The sequence below is a fragment of the Stenotrophomonas sp. YJH_SMC_8 genome, from assembly GCF_059371315.1.
Window position 1 is genome coordinate 69671 of the sequence record NZ_JCAFUL010000002.1, and the last position, 19996, is coordinate 89666.

A 19996-nucleotide genomic window follows, 5' to 3' on the forward strand; every position below is an offset into this window, starting at 1 on the left:
ACCCACCGAAGAGGTCCGTACCCACCGAGGAGGTCCGCAGCCGCCATTACACCGGCACGGCCCCCGGGCGGCCGTGGGTGACCTGGAAGCGGGCCGCGGTACGCACCGGCGCATCCGCGCGCAGCACGCTGTCGGCGAAGCGCAGCTCGGCGTCCACGGTCTGCCGGTTCAGCTGCAGCTTCCACCAGCCGCGGCGGTCGCCATCGAAGTAACGGATGTGCGGGTTCTGCGGTATCGATGGCCCGTAATACGGTCCATACGGTGTGTCGTCGCCGCCGCTGCTGATCGCCGGAGCGATGAATTCGGTGGCGACGACCGGCGCACTGGCGGCATCGAAGTCCAGCTTCAGGTCGTTGACGAAGGTGGAATGCCAGTCCCCGCCCAGCACGATGGCATTACCCTGCCCCCCCGCCTGCATCGCCTGCAGCAGCCGGGTGCGTGCAGCGGGATAACCATCCCAGGCATCGTTCCAGAAGCGTTCGCGCGGCGTACCGCCGTCCAGCCGCAGCTGCGCCATCAGCAGCTGCTGCACCACCACGTTCCAGCGCGTGCCGCGTGCGGCCGCCATCGACTGTGCGAACCACGCTTCCTGGCCCGCGCCCAGCATGCTCATGCGCGGGTCCAGGGCCGCCTCGCAGCGCGGCGACTCGCCCACCCCACAGGGATTGGCCGGGCGGAACTGGCGGCAGTCGAGCAGGGTCAGTTGTGCCAGATCGCCGTAACGCAGGCGCCGATGCACGCGCAGGCCACCGTTGCCGGCGGGCGTGCTGCGCATCGGCAGGTGCTCGTAGAACGCGCGGTACGCCGCCGCGCGGCGAACGATGAAGTCCTCCGTCGAGACGCCAGGCTTCTCCGGATGGATGCCGGAGTAATCGTTCTGCACTTCGTGGTCGTCCCAGATCACCGCGAACGCGTGTGCGGCGTGCGCGGCCTGCAGATCGGGATCGAGCTTGTACAGCGCATACTGGTCGCGATAGCGCTCCAGGCTGACGGTCTCGCCGCTGAAGCGCCCGGCATCCAGCGTGCGTCCGCGCGCGTTCTGCAGCGGGCTGTATTCGTAGAGGTAGTCACCGGCATGCAGCACCAGGTCGACATCACTCTGCGCGATGTCACGCAGCACCGGGTAGTAGCCGCTGTTCCAGGCCTGGCAGGTGCACAGCGCCAGCCCCAGCTGCTGCAGCTGCGTGTCCAGCAGCGGTGCGGTGCGGAAATGACCGACCGCGCTTTCCTCATCGCCATCGCAGGCGAAGCGGTAGTAGTAGTCACGGCCCGGGCGCAGGCCGTTGACCTCCACATGTACCGAGTGCGCCAGCTCGGGCACCGCCGCGGCGACGCCACGCTGTACCAGCCGGCGCATGCCCGGGTCTTCGGCCACGAACCAGCGCACCGGCACCGCCCGCGACGGCATGCCGCCGCCGTTGAGCGGGTCCGGCGCCAGCCGCGTCCACAGCACCGCCCCCTGCGGATCCGGATCGCCGGCAGCGACGCCCAGGGTGAACGGATCACGTCCCAACCGCGGGCGTGGGCCGGCCGTAGCCAGCCCCGGCATCGCCGCCAGTGCGATCGCTGCCCCCGTGCCCTGCCACGCCATGCGCAACAGGCGACGACGGCTTTCCGGATCAACAGGCCCGCGCATCAGAAGTGCACGGTGGCGGTGGCCATCACCTGCCGCGGCGCACCGACCTGCATGGTCGCCAGGCTGCGGGTCGGGTCGGCGGCGTAGGTGCCGTTGGTGTTGATCGAGGACAGGTAACGCTTGTCGGTCAGGTTGGTCAGGTTCAGCGCCACGGTCAGGTTCTGTGCCGGGCCGAGCTTGCCGAAGTCATAGGCCACCGAAGCGTTGACCAGCCAGTAGCTGGGCACCGACACATCGTTGGTATAGGTCACGTAACGCTTGCCGACATGGTTGGCGGCCAGGCGCAGGTCCCACGGGCCCGGCGTCCAGGCCAGAGTGCTGGCGAACATCCATTCCGGGGTGTCGACGGTCTTCTTGCCGCGGGTCGGCACCACGCCGTTGTTCACGTAGTCGTTGTCGTAGGTGCTGTCATTCCACGACAGCGCGTTGGACCAGGTCAGGTCCTGCATCGGCTTCAGCTGCAGGGTCGCCTCGGCACCGCGGCTGGTCACCGAACCGACGTTGGAGAACAGCGCCGGGCAACCGAGGATGCCCACGCACTGCGCGATGGCCAGCAGGCGGTTGTCGAACTTCACGTCGTACACCGCCACCGAGGCTTCATAGCCCTGGCCGTAGCCGCGCCAGCCCAGCTCGATGGTGCGCGACTGTTCCGGCTTCAGGTTCTTTGCGCTGGCATCGAATGCGGCCTGCGGTACGTTGAACGGGCTGCCCACGCCCAGTGCATAGGCGGCGATGTTCTTGGCGAACGAACCGAAGATCTCGTTGCCTTCGTTGAGCTTGAAGTTGAAGCCGGCCTGCGGCAGGAACCCCTTCTTCGAGGTCAGGCTGCTGTTGTTGGCGTAGCTGCCCAGCGGCGTGCGCACGCTGGTGCGGGTGTTCGGCGACTTTGCACCGATGTCGATGGTCAGGCGGTCATCGAACAGGCGGAAGCGGTCCTGCACGTAGAACTGGCGGGTGATGGTGGTGTAGCGCTGGTGCCACACGCGCTGGTCCGGATTGCGCAGGAAGAAATCGTCGGTGATCGGGCCGTCGATGTAATAGAAGTTGCGCTGCACGCTGTGGCCGTTGTCTTCGTACCACAGGCCTGCTTCCAGTTCGTGGCCACCGACGTTCCAGGTGAACGCCGAGGTCACGCCCGTGCGGTCGATCGCATACTCGGTGGTGCGGATCGAGATCGGGATCTCGCGGCTGGTGCCCGGGTTGGACGGATTGGACGGGCTGAACCAGTGGCCCTGGCCACGGTTGCTGTGGTTGTAGACGTTCACCTTCAGGCGCATCGACTCGTTCAGGCCGAAATCGCCGGCAATGCTGGACAGGTCGTCATTGCGCAGGCCGTGACCGGAGTAATACGCGTCCCACGGGCTGTTGACGCCGCCGCTGAACTTGCCGCGTGCGGCAGCCACCGCGCGATCCCAGTCCGGGGCGTAGTTGTCCCAGTCCCAGCCGAGGCGATCGATCATCTCCAGCGACAGGTCCTGGTAGTCGGCCTCGACGCGGCGCGATGCATTGAACAGTGCGGTGATCCTGCTGTCCGCGCCGAAGTTGTAGGTGGCCTTGCCGTTGAACTGCTTCAGTTCCTGCGAGCCCTTGCCCTTCCATTTGTCGCCTTCGGAATACACGCCGGACAGGTAGGCGGCGAAACCCTGGTGTTCACCGGTCTCCAGCCGCGCATAGCTGCGGCGCGCACTGTCGCTGCCGAAGCTCTGTGCCAGCACCACGCCATACTCGGTGGACGGATCGATCGAATAGAACTGGAACACACCGCCGAGGTTGCTGGTGGACGGCGTACCCAGCGCACCGATGCCGGTGGAGACTTCGGCACCGCCGAGATTTTCGCTGATCACCGCGCGGCTGATGTGCAGGCCATTGCTGTTGCCGTAGGCCATGTTGCCCAGCGGAATGCCATCGAGCGTGTAGCCCAGGCGGTTCTGGTTGAAGCCACGCAGGCTGATGGTGGTGGACCACTCGTAGGCGCCGGTGGCATCGGCCGATTCGAAATGCACGCCCGGCTTGGTCGCCAGCAGCTTCAGCGGGTTGGCACCGGGCGGCAGCACCTTCATGTCCTCGGCGGTCACGCGCTGGACCTGGCGCGCTTCGCCGCGGCCGATCACCGAGATCGAATCAAGCGTGGTGGGCGACGGTGCGTCGGTGGCGGGGGCGGTTTCAGCGGCGGCAAGCGACGGCAGCGAAGCACAGACCAGCAAGGCCAGCAGATTGCGGCGGAGCGGAGCGTGGGACGGCATGGGGGCGGATTCCTTGGGCACGCTGGACGCCGAAGGGCGGCGTCGAAGGGCAGCAGCGGCGGAATCGTAGAAGCGTCGCGTTACATGTCATTTACACGCCACATACGGAAGATGGGCGTTTCGAATGGTTTGCCGGCCGGGTGGTGGTGCCGGCCGGCGGCCGGCACGGTCGTTACTCGAACGAACCGACCGAGTCGTGGGCCAGGTTGTCGAAGCGGGTGTATTCGCCGAAGAACTTCAGCTTGCACGAACCGGTCGGGCCACCACGGTGCTTGCCGATGATGATCTCGGCAAGGCCCTTGTCCGGCGAATTTTCCTTGTTGTAGTAATCGTCGCGGTAGATGAAGACGATCATGTCCGCATCCTGCTCGATTGCGCCCGATTCGCGAAGGTCGGCCATCACCGGGCGCTTGTCGGTACGTGTTTCCAGCGAGCGGTTGAGCTGCGACAGCGCGATCACCGGCACGTGCAGTTCCTTGGCCAGGCCCTTCAGCGAACGCGAGATTTCCGAGATTTCGGTCGCGCGGTTCTCGCTGTTGCCCGGCACGCTCATCAGCTGCAGGTAGTCGATCACCACCAGGCCCAGGTCGTGCTCGCGCTTGAGGCGGCGGCACTTGGAACGCAGCACTTCCGGCGACACGCCCGGCGTATCGTCGATGAAGATCTTGGTTTCCTTCAGCATCTTGATCGCGCTGGTGACGCGGCTCCAGTCCTCGTCTTCCAGCTGGCCGGTACGCAGGCGCTGCGCGTTGATGCGGCCGTTGGAGGAGATCAGGCGCATCGCCAGCTGCGAGGCCGACATTTCCATCGAGAACACCGCCACGCCCTTCTTCGACTTGATCGCCGCGTACTCGGCGATGTTCAGTGCGAACGTGGTCTTGCCCATGGCCGGGCGCGCGGCGAGGATGATCAGGTCGGTCGGCTGCAGGCCGGCGGTCATCGCATCGAAGTCGTTGTAGCCGGTCGGCAGGCCGGTGATGTTGCCGCCGTTCTCGAAGCGGTTGCGCAGCTCCTCGAAGGCATCCTTCAGCGCGCCAGGCATGGCCACGAAGTCGGTACGTCCGCGTGCCCCCTGCTCGGCGATGGCGAACACGCTCTTTTCCGCCGATGCCAGAAGCTCGCTGCTGTCACGGCCTTCGGGCTGGAAGCCATCGTTGACGATGTCGGTGCCGACCTGGATCAGCTGCCGCAGCACCGCCTTGTCACGCACGATCTCGGCATAGGCCACGATGTTGGCCGCCGATGGCGTAGTGCTCGCCAGCTCGATCAGGTAGGCGCCATCGCCCACCAGCTCCAGCTTTCCCTGCGATTCGAACCACTCGCCCAGGGTCACCGCGTCGAACGGCCGCTCACGCTCGGACAGCTCGCGGATCGCGCGGTAGATCATCTGGTGGTCGCGGCGGTAGAAATCGCCCTCGGTCAGCTGATCGTTGACCCGGTCATAGGCCTCCGGCGCCAGCATCAGGCCACCCAGCACCGCCTGCTCGGCTTCCACCGAATGCGGCGGCACGCGCAGCTGGTCGATACGCGATTCGTCGCGATCGCGATCGAAGCCATCACCGCGCTCTCTGCGGTTGGAACGGAAGCCGGAACGAGCGGACATGCTGCGGTGTTTCCTGCAAAAGTGGGCCGGACGAGTGTAGGCATGCGCCGACCCCGGCAGCCATGGACAAGCCTGTGGATAAGCCGTGGAGAAACGGGGGATATCCGCCAGTGCCTGGCCACTCTGGCGCGGGGGCGTCGCATTGCCTGCGACGGGCGCCGTTGCGACGCCCGAGTGGAGCATTATCGCAGATCAGGCGGCCCGGGTCGGATTCCGTGCAGCGTACGCGCTCTGGCCCGCTCAGCGGGACGTCGGGGCAGGGCCCGTCGCTGCGCGCCGGGATCCGCCCCGGGCGTGGTTGGGGTCGGATCCCTCTGCAAAGCAGAGGGCTCTGACCCCATCGGCCTCAATCGCCCTTGACGTGCACCGCAATCAGCGCCAGGAACCGGTCCACGTAGCCCTGCAGGAATTTCTGCGTGCCCTCGTTGTGGATCGTGCCGTCAGCATCGATCAGGCCGTCCTTGAAGTGGATGAACGCTTCGGGCTGGCCGAGCACATGCATGTCCAGGAAGGCCAGGCTGATGCGCAGGTGCTGCTGGGCCACGGCGGTACCGATCTGGCCGATGGAGGCGCCGATCACCGCCGCCGGCTTGCCGGCAAACGCACTGTCACCGTAGGGGCGCGAACCGATGTCGATGGCGTTCTTCAGCACGCCCGGTACCGACCGGTTGTATTCGGGGGTCACGAACAGAACCGCGTCGGCGGCACGCACCTGATCCTTCAGCCGGGTGCCCTGCGGCGGGTACTGGCCATCGAAATCCTGGTCGTACAACGGGAGATCGCCGATCTGCACGTACTGGAAGCGCGCGCGGTCGCCAGCGATCTTCTCCAGCGCATGGGCCAGCTTGCGGTTGCAGGAATCCTTGCGCAGGCTGCCGACGAACACGGCGATGGTGGGGACGGACATCGGGACATACTCCTCACGGTGCGGGAGGCCCAGCCTAGACGCCGGGCCCGTGCCGTCCGGTGAAGATCAGCCGCCGGTCACGCCGGCCCGCACCTGCCGCCAATGCGCCTGCCAGGCCTGGAACATCAGCACGTTCCACAGGTGGGTATGCCACTTGCGCTGGCCCCCCAGGAACTGCTGCCACAGCGGCTGCACCGCCGACGCCGACAGCACTCCCTCGCGCTCCAGGCGTGCCGGCTGCAGCAGGTCTTCGGCCCACGGCCGCAGGTCGCCCTTCAGCCAATCGCTGACCGGCGCACCGAACCCGCGCTTGGGCCGGTGCACCATCGACTGCGGCACGTAGCGGCCAAGAACCCGCTTGAGCAGCACCTTGCTGGTGGTTTCGCTGCGCTTGAAGCCCAGCGGCAGCGACCAGGCGAACTCGGCCACGCGCCAGTCCAGCAGCGGCGCGCGTGCCTCCAGGCTGACTGCCATCGAGGTGCGGTCGACCTTGCACAGCAGGTCATCCGGCAGGTAGGTCACGTAATCGGCCAGCATCATCGCGTCGGCCGGTGTGCCGGCGCCGTGCAACGGATCGGCCAGGTCGTAGAAGCTGCCGGCAGCCTGCGCGCCCGGCACTGCCGCCGCCGGATCGCGCCAGCGCGAGATGCGGTTGCGGTACACGTCGCCGATGCCACGCGCGCCGGACTCGGCCAGCAGCGCGGCCAGTCCGCCGGTCCGCGAGGCCTCGCCCTGCTGCTGCGCGCGCGCGCCCATCCAGCGCCGGAGCGGGCCCGGCACGCGGCCCAGCATCTGCCAGTTGCGCAGCGCGCGCACGTAGCGGGTGTAGCCGAAGAACAGCTCATCACCGCCGTCACCAGACAACGCCACAGTCACGCCCTGACGCGCCAGGCGTGCGACCAGCGCGGTCGGCACCTGCGAAGCGTCGGCGAAAGGTTCGTCGAACATTGCCGGCAGCTGCGGCACGACTGCCAGTGCATCCGCGCCGCTGACGTAGAGCTCGGTGTGGTCGCAACCCAGATGCGTGGCCAGTTCCCTGGCCAGCGGTGCCTCGTCGTGGCCCGAATCGGTGAAGCCGATGCTGAAGCTGTGCACCGGCTGCCCGCTCTGCGCCTGCATCAGCGCCGCCACCAGCGACGAATCGGTACCGCCGGACAGGAACACGCCCACCGGCACGTCGGCCACCATGCGCAGCGCGACCGCATCGCGCAGCAGCGTGTCCAGCTGTTCCTCGGCCTCCTCGATGCGACCCTGGAACGGGGCCGCCAGCGCGGCCTGCATGCGCGCACGCGCATCCCAGTAGGGGCGCTGTGCCTGCTCCGGGCGGTGCGCGGCCGCACCCGCCGCTACGGCTTCGGCGTCCAGCCGCAGCACGCGCCCGGGCATCAGCTTGTAGCAGCGCTGGTGGATGCTGTGCGGTGCGGGAATGTAGTCCAGCCGCAGCAGCAGGGTCAGCGCATCCCGGTCGATGTCGTTGTCGAACGCCGGGTGCTGCCACAGCGCCTTCAGTTCAGAGCCGAACACCAGCGTGTCACCGGCCCAGCCGTAGTACAGCGGCTTCTTGCCGACGCGGTCGCGGGCCAGCCACAGGCACTGCTGCTGGCGGTCCCACAGGGCGATGGCGAACATGCCGTTGCAGCGCTGCAGGGTGTCCTCGATACCCCACTGCAGGATCGCTGCCAGCAGCACCTCGGTATCCGAATGGCCACGGAAGGTGTGCCCCAGCGGCTCCAGTTCGGCACGCAGGGCAGCGAAGTTGTAGACCTCGCCGTTGTAGGCCATCACGTAACGGCCATCGGCCGAGGCCATCGGCTGGTGCCCCAGCGGCGACAGGTCGAGGATGCTCAGGCGGCGATGCGCCAGCGCGATGCCGGCCGTGGCGTCGACCCAGCTGCCGCCATCATCCGGCCCGCGGTGGTGCAGTGCCTCGCCCATGGCCAGAACCTGCGCCTGCAGCACCTCGGCCGACGCCACCGGCGCCGGCAACAACATTCCCGCCAATCCACACATGCATCAGGGTTCCTGCGCCAGTTCAAGGGCGGCGCCAATCACTGCATTGTCGCTTGGAAGCCCGAACATTGCTGCCCCCGCCAGCGGGGTATAGGTATCGGCACCGCAGACCCGGCGCAGCGGCAGGTGGCCGAAACCGGCCTCGACCAGTGCGGTGACCACCCCCTCGCCTACTCCGCCGCTGTGGCGTCCTTCGTCCAGTACCAGCACACGCCGCGCACTGGCGGCCTGGGCGGCGATGAAGCCGGCATCCAGTGGCACCAGCCAGCGCAGGTCCACCACCCGCACCTGCCAGCCCAGCTGCTGCTCGATGGCCGGCGCCGCGCGCAGCGCCATCGGCACGCCGTTGCCGTAGGTGTAGATCACCAGGTCGCCAGCCTCCGGCCCGTAGACACGGCCTTCGCCCGGCACCAACGCCTGGCCCTGGGCCGGGTAGTCGAACAGCCATTGGCCATCGCCGGGTGCGTGCAGGTCCTTGCTCATGTACAGCGCGATCGGCTCCAGGAACACGGCCACCCGCCCATCCACCCGCGCCAGCGCCGCCAACGTGCGCAGCATCATCACGGCATCGTCGCCGCGCGATGGGCAGCCGACCACCAGCCCGGGGATGTCGCGCAGCGCGGTGATCGAGTTGTCGTTGTGGAAATGGCCACCGAAACCCTTCTGGTAGCCCAGCCCGGCCACCCGCACCAGCATCGGGTTGCGGTACTGGTCGTTGGAGAAGAACTGCAGCGAACAGGCCTCGCCACGCAGCTGGTCGATGGCGTTGTGCAGGTAGGCCAGGTACTGGATTTCCGGAATCGGCAGCATGCCCATGTTGGCCAGGCCCTGTGCCATGCCCAGGATCATGGTCTCGTCCAGCAGGGTGTTGAACACCCGGCGCGGCCCGAAGCGGCGCAGCAGATCCTTGGTGACGGTGTAGACACCGCCCTTCTGCGCCACGTCCTCGCCGAACAACAGGCTCTGCGGATACTTGGCCAGCAGTTCCTGCAGGCCATGGTTGATCTGGATCGCGAGATGCCGCGGCGCCTGTCGTTCAGGCAATGCCTCGGCACCGCCATAGAGTGCCTCGCGCGCTTCGGCAGCGACCTCGCGCTGCGCTTCGGCCTGCACCGCTGCGGGCGTGTACGGTGCCAGCGGCGCCATCACCTCCCGCAGCGACTGCAGCTTCGCACTGCCTTCGGCATCGGCGGCGGCGGCCATGCAGCGCGCGCGCATCGTCTCGTAGGCCACTTCGATGGCGGCCGCATCCATCCAGCCTGATTCAAGTGCGATCTGCGCCGAACGCAGCAGCGGGTCCTGGGCCTCGGCCGCACACAGCTCGGGCAGCGCACGCCATTCCACTTCAAAGTCGGTACCGGCATGGCCCATCAGGCGCGTGGTGCGCAGATGCAGGAAGGTCGGCCGCCGGGTGCGCCGGCAGTGCTCCACCGCGGCCTGTACCTGCGCGTGGCCGATGGCCAGATCCAGGCCATCGGCAAAGAAGTAGTCCAGCCCCGGCTGGCGGCTGAAGCGCTCGGCGATCCAGCCCTCCGGGGTCTTCACTGAAATACCCAGGCCGTTGTCCTCGCAGACGAACAGGATCGGCGCCGGCAGTTTCTGGTAGGCCGACCACATCGCGGTATTGAAGGCGGTCTGCGCGGTGGCGTGGTTGGCCGAAGCATCGCCGAACGAGCACAGCACGATGCTGTCGGGCGGAACCGGCAGTGCCTGCCCCAAGCGCTTGCCACTCTCGATGGCCAGCGCGGTGCCCAGCGCCTTGGGCAGGTGCGAGGCGATCGTCGAGGTCTGTGGCAGCACCCACAACGGCTTGCTGCCCCACACCTTGTGGCGGCCACCGCTGGCCGGATCCTCGGCACTGGCAGCGAACGAGAGCGCGGCATCGCGCAGCGGGTCGATGCCCGGCACCTGCCGCGAACGCTCGGCCATGAAGGCGCCGGAACGATAGTGCAGGAACGCCGGATCGGTGTGCCTGCAGGCCCGCGCCAGCAGCGCGTTGCCTTCATGACCGGAAGAACCGATGGTGTAGAAGACCTTGTTCTGCACGCGCAGTACGCGTGCCATCAGGTCCAGCTGGCGGCTGGCCAGCTGCGAATCGAACAGTTCATCGAACGCGGTGGCGCTGAGCGTACTGCCCGGCAGGATCGGTGCATCCGCCGCCGGTCGCGGGCGCGGCGTACCACGCCAACCGCGCACCGCCTCGAGGAAATTGACGTCGCACACATCGGCGCGGTTGAGCACGCGCATGCGTGCGGGAATCGGATCGGGAACCACTGCGAACATCGAACACCCTCCGTGTCGTTGTTGCATTCCGCCGGGCGTGGCCCGGCGCTACCCTCCGGGCGTTACGCGGCCTCGAAACGCGCCTGCACCTCGGCGGTCACCGCTGGCATCGGCAGGAAGCGCGGCTGCGCACGCACGCGCTGCAGCCACGCGCGCACTTCCGGGAACGGTTCCAGGCTGATGCCGCCCTCGCCCGCCACATCGGTATAGGCAAACAGGGCGATATCGGCGATGCCGTACTCGCTGCCGGTGAACCATTGCGCCTGGCGCAGGTGCTGCTCCATCACTGCCAGCGCATCGGCCGCGCGCTGCTGCAGGCGTGGCAGTTCGGCGCGGCGTGGCGAGTCAACCTCGGTCCAGCCACGGATGAAGCGTGCCACTGCCACGCAGGGCTCATGCGTGTACTGCTCGAAGAACATCCAGCTCAATGCCTGTGCGCGCTCCCAGCCATCGCTGGGCAGGTACGGCGTGCCTTCGGCCAGCCAGAACAGGATCGCGTTGGATTCTGTCAGCACGCGACCATCGTCGCGGACGATCAGCGGGACCTTCGCGTTCGGATTCAATGCCAGGAATTCAGGGGTGTGGGTCTGGCCGTGGGCACTGTCCACTTCCACCCAGCGATAGCGGCTGCCGAGCTGCTCCAGCAGCAGGCGCACCTTGTGGCAATTGCCCGAGACCGACATGCCATGCACGGTCAACGGAACGCGCTCTTCCACCATTGCCTGCTCCATCGGATCCGGCCGGCGGCCGGCTGCGTGCAGTCTGGCAAGTGCGCCGGTGAATGCCAAGCGCGGGTGCAGCATGCCGGCACTACCGGGCAGCGCTCAGCGCGCGCGTTGCCGCCACTGCTCGCGCGACTGGCCCCAGATCTGCATGGGCTTGTCGTTGTACGGCGGCGGCAGTTCGCCCATCCGCAGCAACGTGCTGCCCAGCTTGCGCGCGACCGCCCGCGAGTTGTCGTTGTTCTCGGCGATGGTATGGATCACCTCGTCCCAACCCAGCGTGTCGAAGGCCCAGTCGATCGCCGCGACGGCCGCTTCCGGCGCATAGCCCCGGCCCCAGCTGGCGTGGCGGATGCCCCAGCCGACCTCGGTACCCGGCCAGTCCTGCGGTTGCCAGGGGCCCATCCGCCCGATCCATTCCCCGCTGGATTTTTCGATCACGCTGAACATCGAGAAACCGAACAGCTGCCAGGCGCCGGCCAGGCTGCAGAAACCGCGCCATGCCACCGACGCCGGTTGCACGCCACCCAGGGTGCGCATCGTTTCCTCGTCGGCGCAGAACGCCAGGTAAGGTTCGTAGTCCTCGCGCAGCAGCGGGCGCAGGATCAGGCGCTCTGTTTCGATGCGCAGGTCGAAGATGCTCATGCCGACTCCATGTCGAAAGGGCCACCATGATGGTGGATTCCGCGTCCACACGGATGAACGCCCGCGCTCGCAAAAGAACGGGCCGGCATGAGCCGGCCCGTCGGGTACAGCAGGGTGTTCTGGATTACTGGCGCGTGGCCGCAGTGGCGCCGGCAGCGGCGGTCTGCGTGACCAGCTGGCCATCGACCACCGGCAGGCGATCGCTGGCCGGCTTGTTGTCCATGCGCACGGTCTTCTCGGCGCCGTCGTAGCGGTAGGTCACGTTGTAGCCCTTCACCACGTCATTGGTGCCCATGGCGATGCGGTTGCCCGGCTTGCTGGCCATGCGCATGGTGCCGGTGGTGCCGTCCTCGTTGCGGTAGGTCACGTTGTAGCCGGTAACACGGCTCGACTCGGAGGTGGCGGTCTCGGTGTGGCACTGGCGCTCGGTACGGTTGACCACGCGGCCACCCACGTGGCGCTTGTCGATCTGGTTGCCGATGAAGCCACCGGCCACGGCACCGGCCGCGGTCGCGGCCTTCTTGCCGTTGCCACCGCCAACCTGGTTGCCGAGCAGGCCACCGACCACCGCGCCGACCACGGTGCCGCCGACGTTGCCGTCACGCTCCGGCAGGCGCTCCTGCACGGTCACGTCCTGGCAGACCTCATGCGGGGTCTGGGTGGTGGAGGTCTCGCGCACGGCATCGGTGCCGATCACGGTGGCGTAGGCCTTCTGCTTCTCGGTGATCGGGTCGACCTTCAGCACGTCGGCATATTCCAGCCCGCGCGGCGCAGACGGGTCGAGCTTGTCACCACGTGCGCCATCGTCAACGGCGTTGCCGTCAACCAGGCGTGATTCACCGTTGGGGGTTCCGGCGCTGATGGAATCAGGCGACTTGTCGCCGCTCTTCATGAAGGCGGCGGTGGCGATGCCACCGACCAGCAGCGCGCCCGCTGCGACCAGGACAGTTGTAGTTGTGCTTTTCATGACCTGCTCCTTGCGGACCATCCGCAACGTTCTCGGGCCAGATTGCAGCATGCACTGCCTGAACGGAATCTCCACATTTCCTGCTCATTCCTGTAACCCATTCAGCATCGGGAAATGCTGGGCCCGTGGTAGCGTTTGCATATTCCCCAGGAGGATCCACGCCATGGCCAACCCGATGCTGCTGCCGGTACTGCAATGGGCCCGCCGGCTGCGCTACCCCACCCTGTTCAAGCTCACCGCCGGCCTGTTCGTGCTGACCCTGTTCATCCCCGACCCGATCCCGTTCGTCGACGAACTGGTACTGGGCTTCGGTACCCTGCTGCTGGCCAACTGGAAGAGCCGCAATACAGTCCCGGCCCCGCCGCCGCTGGAACAGCGTTGACCCCGCTGGTCGACAGCCACTGCCATCTGGATGCCAGTGAATTCGATGCTGACCGCACGGCGGTGATCGAGCGCGCAGGCGCCGCAGGCGTGCGCGAGCAGGTGGTACCGGCCGTCACCGCCGCCAGCTGGCCGAAGCTGCGCGAGGTCTGCCGGCAGGCACCGGGGCTGTACCCGGCCTACGGCCTGCATCCGATGTTCCTGGCCGAGCACCGGCCCGACCATCTGCCGCTGCTGCGCGAGTGGATCGAGCGCGAACGACCGTGTGCGATCGGCGAATGCGGGCTGGATTTCTTCGTCGAGGGATTGGACGCAGAGGCACAACAGGCGTACTTCATCGGCCAGCTGGAACTGGCCCGCGAGTTCGAGCTGCCGGTGATCGTGCATGCGCGACGCGCGGTGGATGCGGTCATTGCCGCGATCCGTCGCATCGGCGGCCTGCGTGGCGTGGTGCACAGCTTTTCCGGCAGCCCGGAACAGGCCGCGCAACTGCATCGGCAAGGCTTCCTGCTTGGTCTTGGCGGCCCACTGACCTACGAACGCGCGCAACGGCTGCAGCGCCTGGTGCGCGGGATGCCGCTGGAACAGCTGCTGCTGGAAACCGATGCACCGGATCAGCCCGATGCCGATATCCGCGGCCAGCGCAACGAACCGGCGCGGCTGGCGGTCATCGCCCGCCACGTGGCCGCACTGCGCGGAATGGACGTTGAAGCCGTGGCACATGCCACGACGGAGAACGCGCGCCGACTGTTTGCTTTGCCGGCGTTGTAACGGGCAGCGGACCGGACGCCGGGCATGGCCCGGCGCTACCAATCCAACGCTGGAATGATTGAATCAATGCAGGTGCCGACCTCGGCCGGCACGATCCATCAGGCCTCGCTGGCCTCAGCCACCCCGGCCTTCACCTTCTTCGGCTCCAGCAGCATTTCCAGCGCCTTGCCCACCGCAGCGAACGCGAACGCGCCGGTGATGTGCGTTGCCGCACCGAGGCCTGCGCCGCAGTCCAGTTTCAGTGCCGCATCCGCACCCAGGTTCGGGCGGATGCCGCAGACGCTGCCATCGGCCTGCGGATACTTCACGTTTTCCAGCGAGTACACCGCCGGCACGCCAAAATAGCGCTTGGCGTTCTTCGGGAAATTGAACTCGCTGCGCAGCTTCTTGCGGATCAGCGCCAGCATGGCGTCATGCTCGGTGCGCGAGACATCGCGGATCCGCACCAGGGTCGGATCGGTGCGACCACCAGCAGCCCCCACGGTCAGCAGCGGCAGCTTGCGGCGACGGCACCAGGCGATCGTCTCGACCTTGACCCGGAAGCTGTCGCAGGCATCGATCACCAGATCGAATCCACGGTCCAGCAGCTCGGCCATGTTGGACACGGTCAGGAACGCCTGCACGGCATCAACCTCGATGTCCGGGTTGATCGCGCGGCAGCGCTCTGCCATTGCCTCGGCCTTGTTGCGGCCGTAGTTGCCCTCCATCGCCGGCAGCTGCCGGTTGGTGTTGGACACGCAGATGTCATCGGCGTCGATCAGGGTCAGGTGGCCGACCGCCGAACGCGCCAGCGCTTCCACCACCCACGAGCCGACCCCGCCCATGCCCACTACCGCCACGCGGCTGCCCTGCAGGCGCTCGAGCGCACCTACGCCATACAGCCGTTCGATGCCGGCGAAGCGTTGTTTGACCTGTTCGTTCATCCGGCTATTTTAACGTGCAGGCGCCAGCGCCTACAGCGCGCCGGCATCGAACCCACCGTTGCACGCCCGGAGAGCCCGCCATGAACGCCAGCCCGCCCCGCCGCCCGTCCACTGCCCATCGCTACCTGTTCGTGCTGTGCCTGGGCCTGCTGATCGGCCTGGTTGCTACGGTCATGGTTGGCCGCGCCCTGCAGGCCCGCCGCGACCCGTTCCCGGACAGCCTGATGCAGGTGATGCAGCGGCAATCGCAGCTGCTGCTGCAGGCCCAGCAGCAGAACCGCTGCAGCCTGGCCGACAGCGTGCCGCGGCTGCAGGCCCTGCGTCTTCTGTCCAACGACCTCGACCTGGCCTTTCCCGGACTGAAGGACAATGGCCGGTTCCAGCAGCACGCCAGCCAGCTGCGCGGCAACCTCAACGCCGCACTGGCGGCGCCGCCCAGTGACTGCACCGCCTTGGCCAAGGTGGTGGAAACCGTGCAGGCCGACTGCCGAGCCTGCCACCAGGACTTCCGCTGACGCGCATTCATCCTGTAGCCGGGCAAGGCACGCCTGGTTGGCACCTTGTTCACGTTCGAAAGGAGAGGATTCGTCCACCCTGCTGCATGACGCAGTACCACCCAACGCACCCGCCTTCACGGCCAGGAGACGCCCCATGAAGATCCAGCTCATTGCCGCCAGCGCCATCGCTACCCTCGCCCTGGCTGGCTGTGCCACCTCGCCCGGCTACGGTGGCGGTGGTTACAACAACGGCTACAACAATGGCGGCTACGGCAACAATGGCGGATACAACCAGGGCCGTTGCGCCGACTGCGGCATCGTCACCCGCATCAACACCGTGCCGTCGGGCCGCACCGCGCCCAGCGCGACCGGCGCCATCCTCGGCGGCATCGTCGGTGCCGTGGCCGGCCATGAGATCTCCGATCACACCGGCGGCAGCCGTGGCAACAAGAACATCGCCGCGGCCGCAGGCGCGGTCGGCGGTGCGCTGGCGGGCAACCAGATCCAGAAGAACGTCACCAGCGATACCTACGACATCAGCGTGCGCATGGATGATGGCCGCACCATCGTGGTCAACCAGCGCGACCTCGGCGGCATCCGCGAAAACACCTATGTGCGCGTAGTCAACGGCAAGGTCATCCTGCGCTGACCTGCACCGGGCCGACGGCAAAGAAAAAGGCCCGCTTGCGCGGGCCTTTTTCATGTGACGGCTTGCAGCGCGATCAGGTCGGCTGCACGGCGTCGGCCTGCAGGCCCTTCTGGCCCTGCACGACGGTGAAGGTGACCTTCTGGCCTTCCTTCAGGCTCTTGAAGCCCTGGGTCTGGATGGCACGGAAGTGCACGAACACGTCTTCGCCGTTTTCACGGCTGATGAAGCCGAAGCCCTTTGCATCGTTGAACCACTTGACGGTACCGGTCTCGCGATCAGACATCTCACTAACTCCCTGGTGACTCTCTCTTGTTGTAGGAAACGCCTGGTGGGCGGCTGACAAGCAAGGGGGAAGCGAGGTGCATCGATGCAGCGGATCGGGAAGATCTTGCTTCATCAGGCCACGATCCACGGTGACCTTGCCAAGCTCAGCGACTGCAACTTAACCCGCCCAAAACGAAAAAGCAACTGGCAAAATCTTTCACTGTCAACCCCAAAACGGCCACCATACGGGACAGCATGGGACTCTCATTCATCTTATATCTGCTAGCGGTCATTTTTGTCCTTGTCGGCATCGCCGGAATCATCCTGCCGGCCCTGCCCGGCATCCCGCTGGTGTTCATCGGACTGCTGCTGGCAGCGTGGGCGGACAGCTTCGCCCACGTCGGTTGGCCGACCCTGGTTGTGCTGGGGGTACTGACCCTGCTCTCGTTGCTGGTGGACGTGCTGGCCACCGTGGTGGGGGCGCAACGGGTCGGTGCCAGCCGCAAGGCACTGTGGGGAACTTTCGTCGGCAGCATCGTCGGCCTGTTCTTCATGCCGATCGGCCTGTTCGCCGGCCCGTTGATCGGCGCCCTGCTGGGCGAGTACTGGCACACCCGCGAACTGGGGCGCTCGACCAAGGTGGGCCTGGCCACATGGCTTGGCATCCTGCTCGGCCTGGCGCTGAAGCTGGCGGTGGTGATCGCGATGCTGGGGCTGTTTGCGTTCGCCTGGTTCCTGTGACCAGCCTCTCCTTCACGCCACGCGCACGCGGTGGCCGTGCATAAACCGTGGGGGCTGGCCGTGATCCGGTGCAGCCGCCACACTGTGCGATTCCCGTATTCACCGAAGGGCCTGCTGCAATGACCCTGTCTCCGCTGCTTCCCCGCTTCGCGCCGCTGGCGCTGGCATTGGCCAGTGCGCCACTGGCCGCGCAGGAGTTCGCGCCCAGTGCCGAAGCCTCGCCGGCCGCGTGCGCGGCAATTACCACCGATGCTGCCCGCCTGGCCTGTTATGACCGCCAGTTCGGGCGTACCCCGCAGGCCACCGCCGAGGCCGACGCTGCGGCCGAGGCAGCCGCGCAGGCCCGTCGCGAAGAACGCCAGACCGCACGCGTCAGCCAGGGCGAAGAGAAACTGCGCGAGCGGGTCAGTGACCTGTTCCGTCCAGCGGCCCCTGACAGCGCACTGGCCAATGCCGGCCGTGGCTCGCTGCTGGACAGCCGCTGGGAGCTGGCCGAAGACTCCAAGCTCGGCCCGTTCCAGCTGCGCGCCTACAAGCCGGTGTACCTGTTGCCGGCGTTCTGGACCAGCGACCGCAACACCACGCCGCACTCGCCGAACCCGGCCAACACGGTCACCACGCCGCAGGTGCTGGACAGTGCCGAACTGAAGTTCCAGATCAGCTTCAAGACCAAGATCGCCGAGAACCTGTTCGGCGACAACGGCGACATCTGGGCCGGCTACACCCAGAGCTCGCGCTGGCAGGCCTACAACGGTGAGGATTCGCGCCCGTTCCGCGAAACCAACTACGAGCCGGAAGTGATGATGGTGTTCCGCAATGGCTACTCGATCGGTGGCTGGCGCGGGCGCATGACCGGCATCGCGCTGAACCACCAGTCCAATGGCCGCGCCGACCCGCTGTCGCGCAGTTGGAACCGGGTGATGCTCAACATCGGCCTGGACCGTGAGAACTGGGCGCTGGTGCTGCGCCCCTGGTACCGCATTCCCGAGACCCGCAGCGACGACAACAACCCGGACATCGAGGATTACATGGGCCGCGGTGATGCGACCCTGACCTGGAACCGCAACGGCCATGAGGTCTCGCTGATGGCGCGCCACTCGCTGCGCACCGGCAGCCGCTCGCACGGTGCCCTGCAGCTGGATTACGGCTTCCCGATCAGCAACCTGCTGCGCGGCCATGTACAGGTGTTCGACGGCTACGGCGAAAGCCTGATCGACTACAACCACAAGGCCACCTACGTGGGCGTGGGCGTGTCCCTGCTGGAGTGGTTCTGATGCACGTGACGATCTGGCACAACCCGGCCTGCAGCAACTCGCGCGGCGCATTGAAGCTGATACGTGATGCTGGCTTCGAGCCGGTGGTGGTCGACTACCTGGACAGCCCGCCGGACGTCGCGGTGCTGCGCCAGGTGCTGGCCGAATCCGGGCTGGACGCGCAGGCGCTGGTGCGCAGCAAGGAAGCGCAGTTCACCGAACTGGGCCTGGAAGATGCGGACGAGGCCACGCTGCTGGCGGCGATGGCCGAACACCCGCGGCTGATCAACCGTCCCGTGGTGCGCACCTCCAAGGGCACACGCCTGTGCCGTCCACCGGAAACGGTCCTGGAGATCCTGTAACCCGCCGCGACGTAGCGGAGCCTGTTGGTAGAGTCGACTCTACCCAAACGGGGTCCTAGCCCTCCTCCCCGGCTGGCTTACAGCCAGTCGGTGATGCCTTCGCGGCGGTACACCTCGGCGAACGCCGGGCGCGCCTTCATCGACGCAGCGTGCGCCTTCAGTACCGGCCAGGTGTCGCTGGGTTTGGGCATGTTGCGCGACCAGCGCATCAGCATCACCAGCATGTAATCGACCACGCAGGGCGTGGCGCCCAGCAGGTACGGACCATGAGACTGCAGGTGCGTGGCGACATGCTGCCAGGCCGCTTCAAGGCGCTGACGTGCCATCTCGCGGCTGGCCTCGACGTTCGCCTCGCCCGCCACCTCGTTCGGATAGAACCAGGCACGGTAGGCCGGCTGCAGCGTATTGGCGCACCAGAACATCCAACGATAGGCATCGGCGCGCTGCGGTGTACCTACCGCGGGCAGCAGGCCGGCGTCCGGATGGCGATCGGCCAGGTACAGCGCGATGGCCGCCGCTTCAGTCAGTACCAGGCCATCGATCAGCAGTGTCGGCACCACACCGGCCGGATTGAGCGCCAGGTACTGCGCCGACTTGTGCTCGCGCGTATCGAAATCCAGCAGCACCAGTTCATGCTCGATGCCCAGCTCGATCAGCAGCCAGTGCACGACCAGGGCGGCGGTACTGGCCGAACCATACAGCGTGGTGCTCATGCGGAAGATCCTGTGCAGGTGGATCCGCCGATTATGCGCCCACGCGCGCGATTGTTGCTCAGCCGCAGCTGCTCATGCAGGAATCCCGGCGTTCGCCACAGGACATCATCGGTGCGCGCATCGTGCAGTCGTGCGCCTTCAGTTCGCAGGCACGGCGCAGGTCCGGGTTGTCCACGTCCTTGCAGCGCTTGTCCGGCGCCGGCACCACCTGCTGCTCGCAATTGCTCTGGCGGCTGCCGAGGGAGTCATTCTGCGCCATGCAGCTGCGATAGCCGGCCTGGCACTGCACGCGGCATTGCGCTGATGCGGGGAAATCCGCGCCTTCGTACGACGCAGGGGTGCTGCAGCCGGCCAGGGCCAGCAGCACGCCTACCACGATGAATCGATGCAGGGCCATGGACACGTCCTGTGCGAGCGTGCGCTGAC

Annotated in this window: 20 protein-coding genes; 7 read left to right on the top strand and 13 right to left on the bottom strand. The window is 66.9% G+C overall.

Annotated features, from left to right (window positions below):
- Positions 1-46: 46 nt before the first annotated feature.
- The 9 genes from AC5P88_RS02230 to AC5P88_RS02270 form a co-directional block, all read right to left on the bottom strand.
- Complete coding sequence (locus AC5P88_RS02230; protein WP_495224198.1) at positions 47-1636, bottom strand: alkaline phosphatase D family protein; 1590 nt, start codon at positions 1634-1636, stop codon at positions 47-49.
- Positions 1636-3879, bottom strand: a complete 2244-nt coding sequence (locus tag AC5P88_RS02235) for a TonB-dependent receptor family protein (protein WP_495224200.1) — start codon at positions 3877-3879, stop codon at positions 1636-1638. Before AC5P88_RS02235 ends, AC5P88_RS02230 begins: the two co-directional genes overlap by 1 nt.
- 172 nt (positions 3880-4051) lie before the next feature.
- Complete coding sequence (locus AC5P88_RS02240; protein ID WP_005410278.1) at positions 4052-5482, bottom strand: replicative DNA helicase; 1431 nt, start codon at positions 5480-5482, stop codon at positions 4052-4054.
- 346 nt (positions 5483-5828) lie between these two features.
- On the bottom strand, positions 5829-6389 hold the full coding sequence (locus tag AC5P88_RS02245; RefSeq protein WP_099603905.1) for an NADPH-dependent FMN reductase: 561 nt from the start codon (positions 6387-6389) through the stop codon (positions 5829-5831).
- Between the two features lie 66 nt (positions 6390-6455).
- Positions 6456-8399, bottom strand: a complete 1944-nt coding sequence (asnB, locus tag AC5P88_RS02250; protein WP_106550911.1) for an asparagine synthase (glutamine-hydrolyzing) — start codon at positions 8397-8399, stop codon at positions 6456-6458.
- A gap of 3 nt (positions 8400-8402) precedes the next feature.
- Complete coding sequence (locus AC5P88_RS02255; RefSeq protein ID WP_495224201.1) at positions 8403-10682, bottom strand: transketolase C-terminal domain-containing protein; 2280 nt, start codon at positions 10680-10682, stop codon at positions 8403-8405.
- A 62-nt stretch (positions 10683-10744) separates the two neighbouring features.
- Entirely contained in the window at positions 10745-11401 is a 657-nt protein-coding gene (locus AC5P88_RS02260; RefSeq protein ID WP_495224335.1) for a glutathione S-transferase family protein, read from the bottom strand.
- Positions 11402-11506: 105 nt separating this feature from the next.
- Positions 11507-12049: a GNAT family N-acetyltransferase gene (locus tag AC5P88_RS02265; RefSeq protein ID WP_106550913.1), complete on the bottom strand. Its 543-nt coding sequence runs from the start codon at positions 12047-12049 to the stop codon at positions 11507-11509.
- Between the two features lie 124 nt (positions 12050-12173).
- Complete coding sequence (locus tag AC5P88_RS02270; protein WP_049429434.1) at positions 12174-13016, bottom strand: glycine zipper 2TM domain-containing protein; 843 nt, start codon at positions 13014-13016, stop codon at positions 12174-12176.
- Between the two features lie 163 nt (positions 13017-13179).
- Between AC5P88_RS02270 and AC5P88_RS02275 the strand changes: the two genes are divergently transcribed.
- Both AC5P88_RS02275 and AC5P88_RS02280 read left to right on the top strand, forming a co-directional pair.
- Complete coding sequence (locus AC5P88_RS02275) at positions 13180-13398, top strand: DUF6116 family protein (RefSeq protein WP_005410285.1); 219 nt, start codon at positions 13180-13182, stop codon at positions 13396-13398.
- Entirely contained in the window at positions 13395-14168 is a 774-nt protein-coding gene (locus AC5P88_RS02280) for a TatD family hydrolase (protein WP_106550914.1), read from the top strand. The genes AC5P88_RS02275 and AC5P88_RS02280 overlap by 4 nt, the downstream gene beginning before the upstream one ends.
- Positions 14169-14266: 98 nt before the next feature.
- On the opposite strand, the gene AC5P88_RS02285 is transcribed toward AC5P88_RS02280, so the two are convergent.
- Complete coding sequence (locus tag AC5P88_RS02285; protein WP_049429422.1) at positions 14267-15091, bottom strand: tRNA threonylcarbamoyladenosine dehydratase; 825 nt, start codon at positions 15089-15091, stop codon at positions 14267-14269.
- 80 nt (positions 15092-15171) lie between these two features.
- Between AC5P88_RS02285 and AC5P88_RS02290 the strand changes: the two genes are divergently transcribed.
- Positions 15172-15606, top strand: a complete 435-nt coding sequence (locus AC5P88_RS02290) for a hypothetical protein (RefSeq protein WP_495224202.1) — start codon at positions 15172-15174, stop codon at positions 15604-15606.
- Positions 15607-15742: 136 nt separating this feature from the next.
- Positions 15743-16237: a glycine zipper 2TM domain-containing protein gene (locus AC5P88_RS02295; protein WP_005410289.1), complete on the top strand. Its 495-nt coding sequence runs from the start codon at positions 15743-15745 to the stop codon at positions 16235-16237.
- Positions 16238-16310: 73 nt separating this feature from the next.
- On the opposite strand, the gene AC5P88_RS02300 is transcribed toward AC5P88_RS02295, so the two are convergent.
- On the bottom strand, positions 16311-16520 hold the full coding sequence (locus tag AC5P88_RS02300) for a cold-shock protein (protein ID WP_005410290.1): 210 nt from the start codon (positions 16518-16520) through the stop codon (positions 16311-16313).
- A 236-nt stretch (positions 16521-16756) separates the two neighbouring features.
- Here AC5P88_RS02300 and AC5P88_RS02305 point away from each other — a divergent pair, with 236 nt between their 5' ends.
- The 3 genes from AC5P88_RS02305 to arsC all read left to right on the top strand — a co-directional run bounded on the left by AC5P88_RS02305 (position 16757) and on the right by arsC (position 18857).
- Positions 16757-17242 carry a DUF456 domain-containing protein gene (locus AC5P88_RS02305; protein WP_495224204.1) on the top strand — a complete coding sequence of 162 codons (486 nt, stop codon included), beginning with the start codon at positions 16757-16759 and terminating at the stop codon, positions 17240-17242.
- Positions 17243-17361: 119 nt separating this feature from the next.
- Positions 17362-18516: a phospholipase A gene (locus tag AC5P88_RS02310; protein WP_106550918.1), complete on the top strand. Its 1155-nt coding sequence runs from the start codon at positions 17362-17364 to the stop codon at positions 18514-18516.
- A complete protein-coding gene (gene arsC, locus AC5P88_RS02315) occupies positions 18516-18857 on the top strand; it encodes an arsenate reductase (glutaredoxin) (RefSeq protein WP_111113755.1) in 342 nt (113 codons plus the stop codon). Before AC5P88_RS02310 ends, arsC begins: the two co-directional genes overlap by 1 nt.
- Positions 18858-18934: 77 nt before the next feature.
- On the opposite strand, the gene AC5P88_RS02320 is transcribed toward arsC, so the two are convergent.
- Both AC5P88_RS02320 and AC5P88_RS02325 read right to left on the bottom strand, forming a co-directional pair.
- Positions 18935-19570, bottom strand: coding sequence for a glutathione S-transferase family protein (locus AC5P88_RS02320; RefSeq protein ID WP_495224205.1), 636 nt, complete (start codon positions 19568-19570; stop codon positions 18935-18937).
- Between the two features lie 58 nt (positions 19571-19628).
- The gene (locus AC5P88_RS02325; RefSeq protein WP_495224206.1) at positions 19629-19967 is read right to left on the bottom strand and encodes a hypothetical protein; all 339 of its coding nucleotides are present in this window, start codon (positions 19965-19967) and stop codon (positions 19629-19631) included.
- Positions 19968-19996 lie beyond the last annotated feature (29 nt).

What these genes read in the sequence shown, in the direction of transcription:
- AC5P88_RS02320 (WP_495224205.1), bottom strand. Translation starts at nt 19,570, where the DNA reads ATGAGCACCACGCTGTATGGTTCGGCCAGTACCGCCGCCCTGGTCGTG.
- AC5P88_RS02270 (WP_049429434.1), bottom strand. Translation starts at nt 13,016, where the DNA reads ATGAAAAGCACAACTACAACTGTCCTGGTCGCAGCGGGCGCGCTGCTG.
- arsC (WP_111113755.1), top strand. Translation starts at nt 18,516, where the DNA reads ATGCACGTGACGATCTGGCACAACCCGGCCTGCAGCAACTCGCGCGGC.
- AC5P88_RS02245 (WP_099603905.1), bottom strand. Translation starts at nt 6,389, where the DNA reads ATGTCCGTCCCCACCATCGCCGTGTTCGTCGGCAGCCTGCGCAAGGAT.
- AC5P88_RS02235 (WP_495224200.1), bottom strand. Translation starts at nt 3,879, where the DNA reads ATGCCGTCCCACGCTCCGCTCCGCCGCAATCTGCTGGCCTTGCTGGTC.
- AC5P88_RS02290 (WP_495224202.1), top strand. Translation starts at nt 15,172, where the DNA reads ATGAACGCCAGCCCGCCCCGCCGCCCGTCCACTGCCCATCGCTACCTG.
- asnB (WP_106550911.1), bottom strand. Translation starts at nt 8,399, where the DNA reads ATGTGTGGATTGGCGGGAATGTTGTTGCCGGCGCCGGTGGCGTCGGCC.
- AC5P88_RS02285 (WP_049429422.1), bottom strand. Translation starts at nt 15,091, where the DNA reads ATGAACGAACAGGTCAAACAACGCTTCGCCGGCATCGAACGGCTGTAT.
- AC5P88_RS02300 (WP_005410290.1), bottom strand. Translation starts at nt 16,520, where the DNA reads ATGTCTGATCGCGAGACCGGTACCGTCAAGTGGTTCAACGATGCAAAG.
- AC5P88_RS02240 (WP_005410278.1), bottom strand. Translation starts at nt 5,482, where the DNA reads ATGTCCGCTCGTTCCGGCTTCCGTTCCAACCGCAGAGAGCGCGGTGAT.
- AC5P88_RS02275 (WP_005410285.1), top strand. Translation starts at nt 13,180, where the DNA reads ATGGCCAACCCGATGCTGCTGCCGGTACTGCAATGGGCCCGCCGGCTG.
- AC5P88_RS02295 (WP_005410289.1), top strand. Translation starts at nt 15,743, where the DNA reads ATGAAGATCCAGCTCATTGCCGCCAGCGCCATCGCTACCCTCGCCCTG.
- AC5P88_RS02260 (WP_495224335.1), bottom strand. Translation starts at nt 11,401, where the DNA reads ATGGTGGAAGAGCGCGTTCCGTTGACCGTGCATGGCATGTCGGTCTCG.
- AC5P88_RS02265 (WP_106550913.1), bottom strand. Translation starts at nt 12,049, where the DNA reads ATGAGCATCTTCGACCTGCGCATCGAAACAGAGCGCCTGATCCTGCGC.
- AC5P88_RS02325 (WP_495224206.1), bottom strand. Translation starts at nt 19,967, where the DNA reads ATGGCCCTGCATCGATTCATCGTGGTAGGCGTGCTGCTGGCCCTGGCC.
- AC5P88_RS02310 (WP_106550918.1), top strand. Translation starts at nt 17,362, where the DNA reads ATGACCCTGTCTCCGCTGCTTCCCCGCTTCGCGCCGCTGGCGCTGGCA.
- AC5P88_RS02255 (WP_495224201.1), bottom strand. Translation starts at nt 10,682, where the DNA reads ATGTTCGCAGTGGTTCCCGATCCGATTCCCGCACGCATGCGCGTGCTC.
- AC5P88_RS02305 (WP_495224204.1), top strand. Translation starts at nt 16,757, where the DNA reads ATGGGACTCTCATTCATCTTATATCTGCTAGCGGTCATTTTTGTCCTT.
- AC5P88_RS02230 (WP_495224198.1), bottom strand. Translation starts at nt 1,636, where the DNA reads ATGCGCGGGCCTGTTGATCCGGAAAGCCGTCGTCGCCTGTTGCGCATG.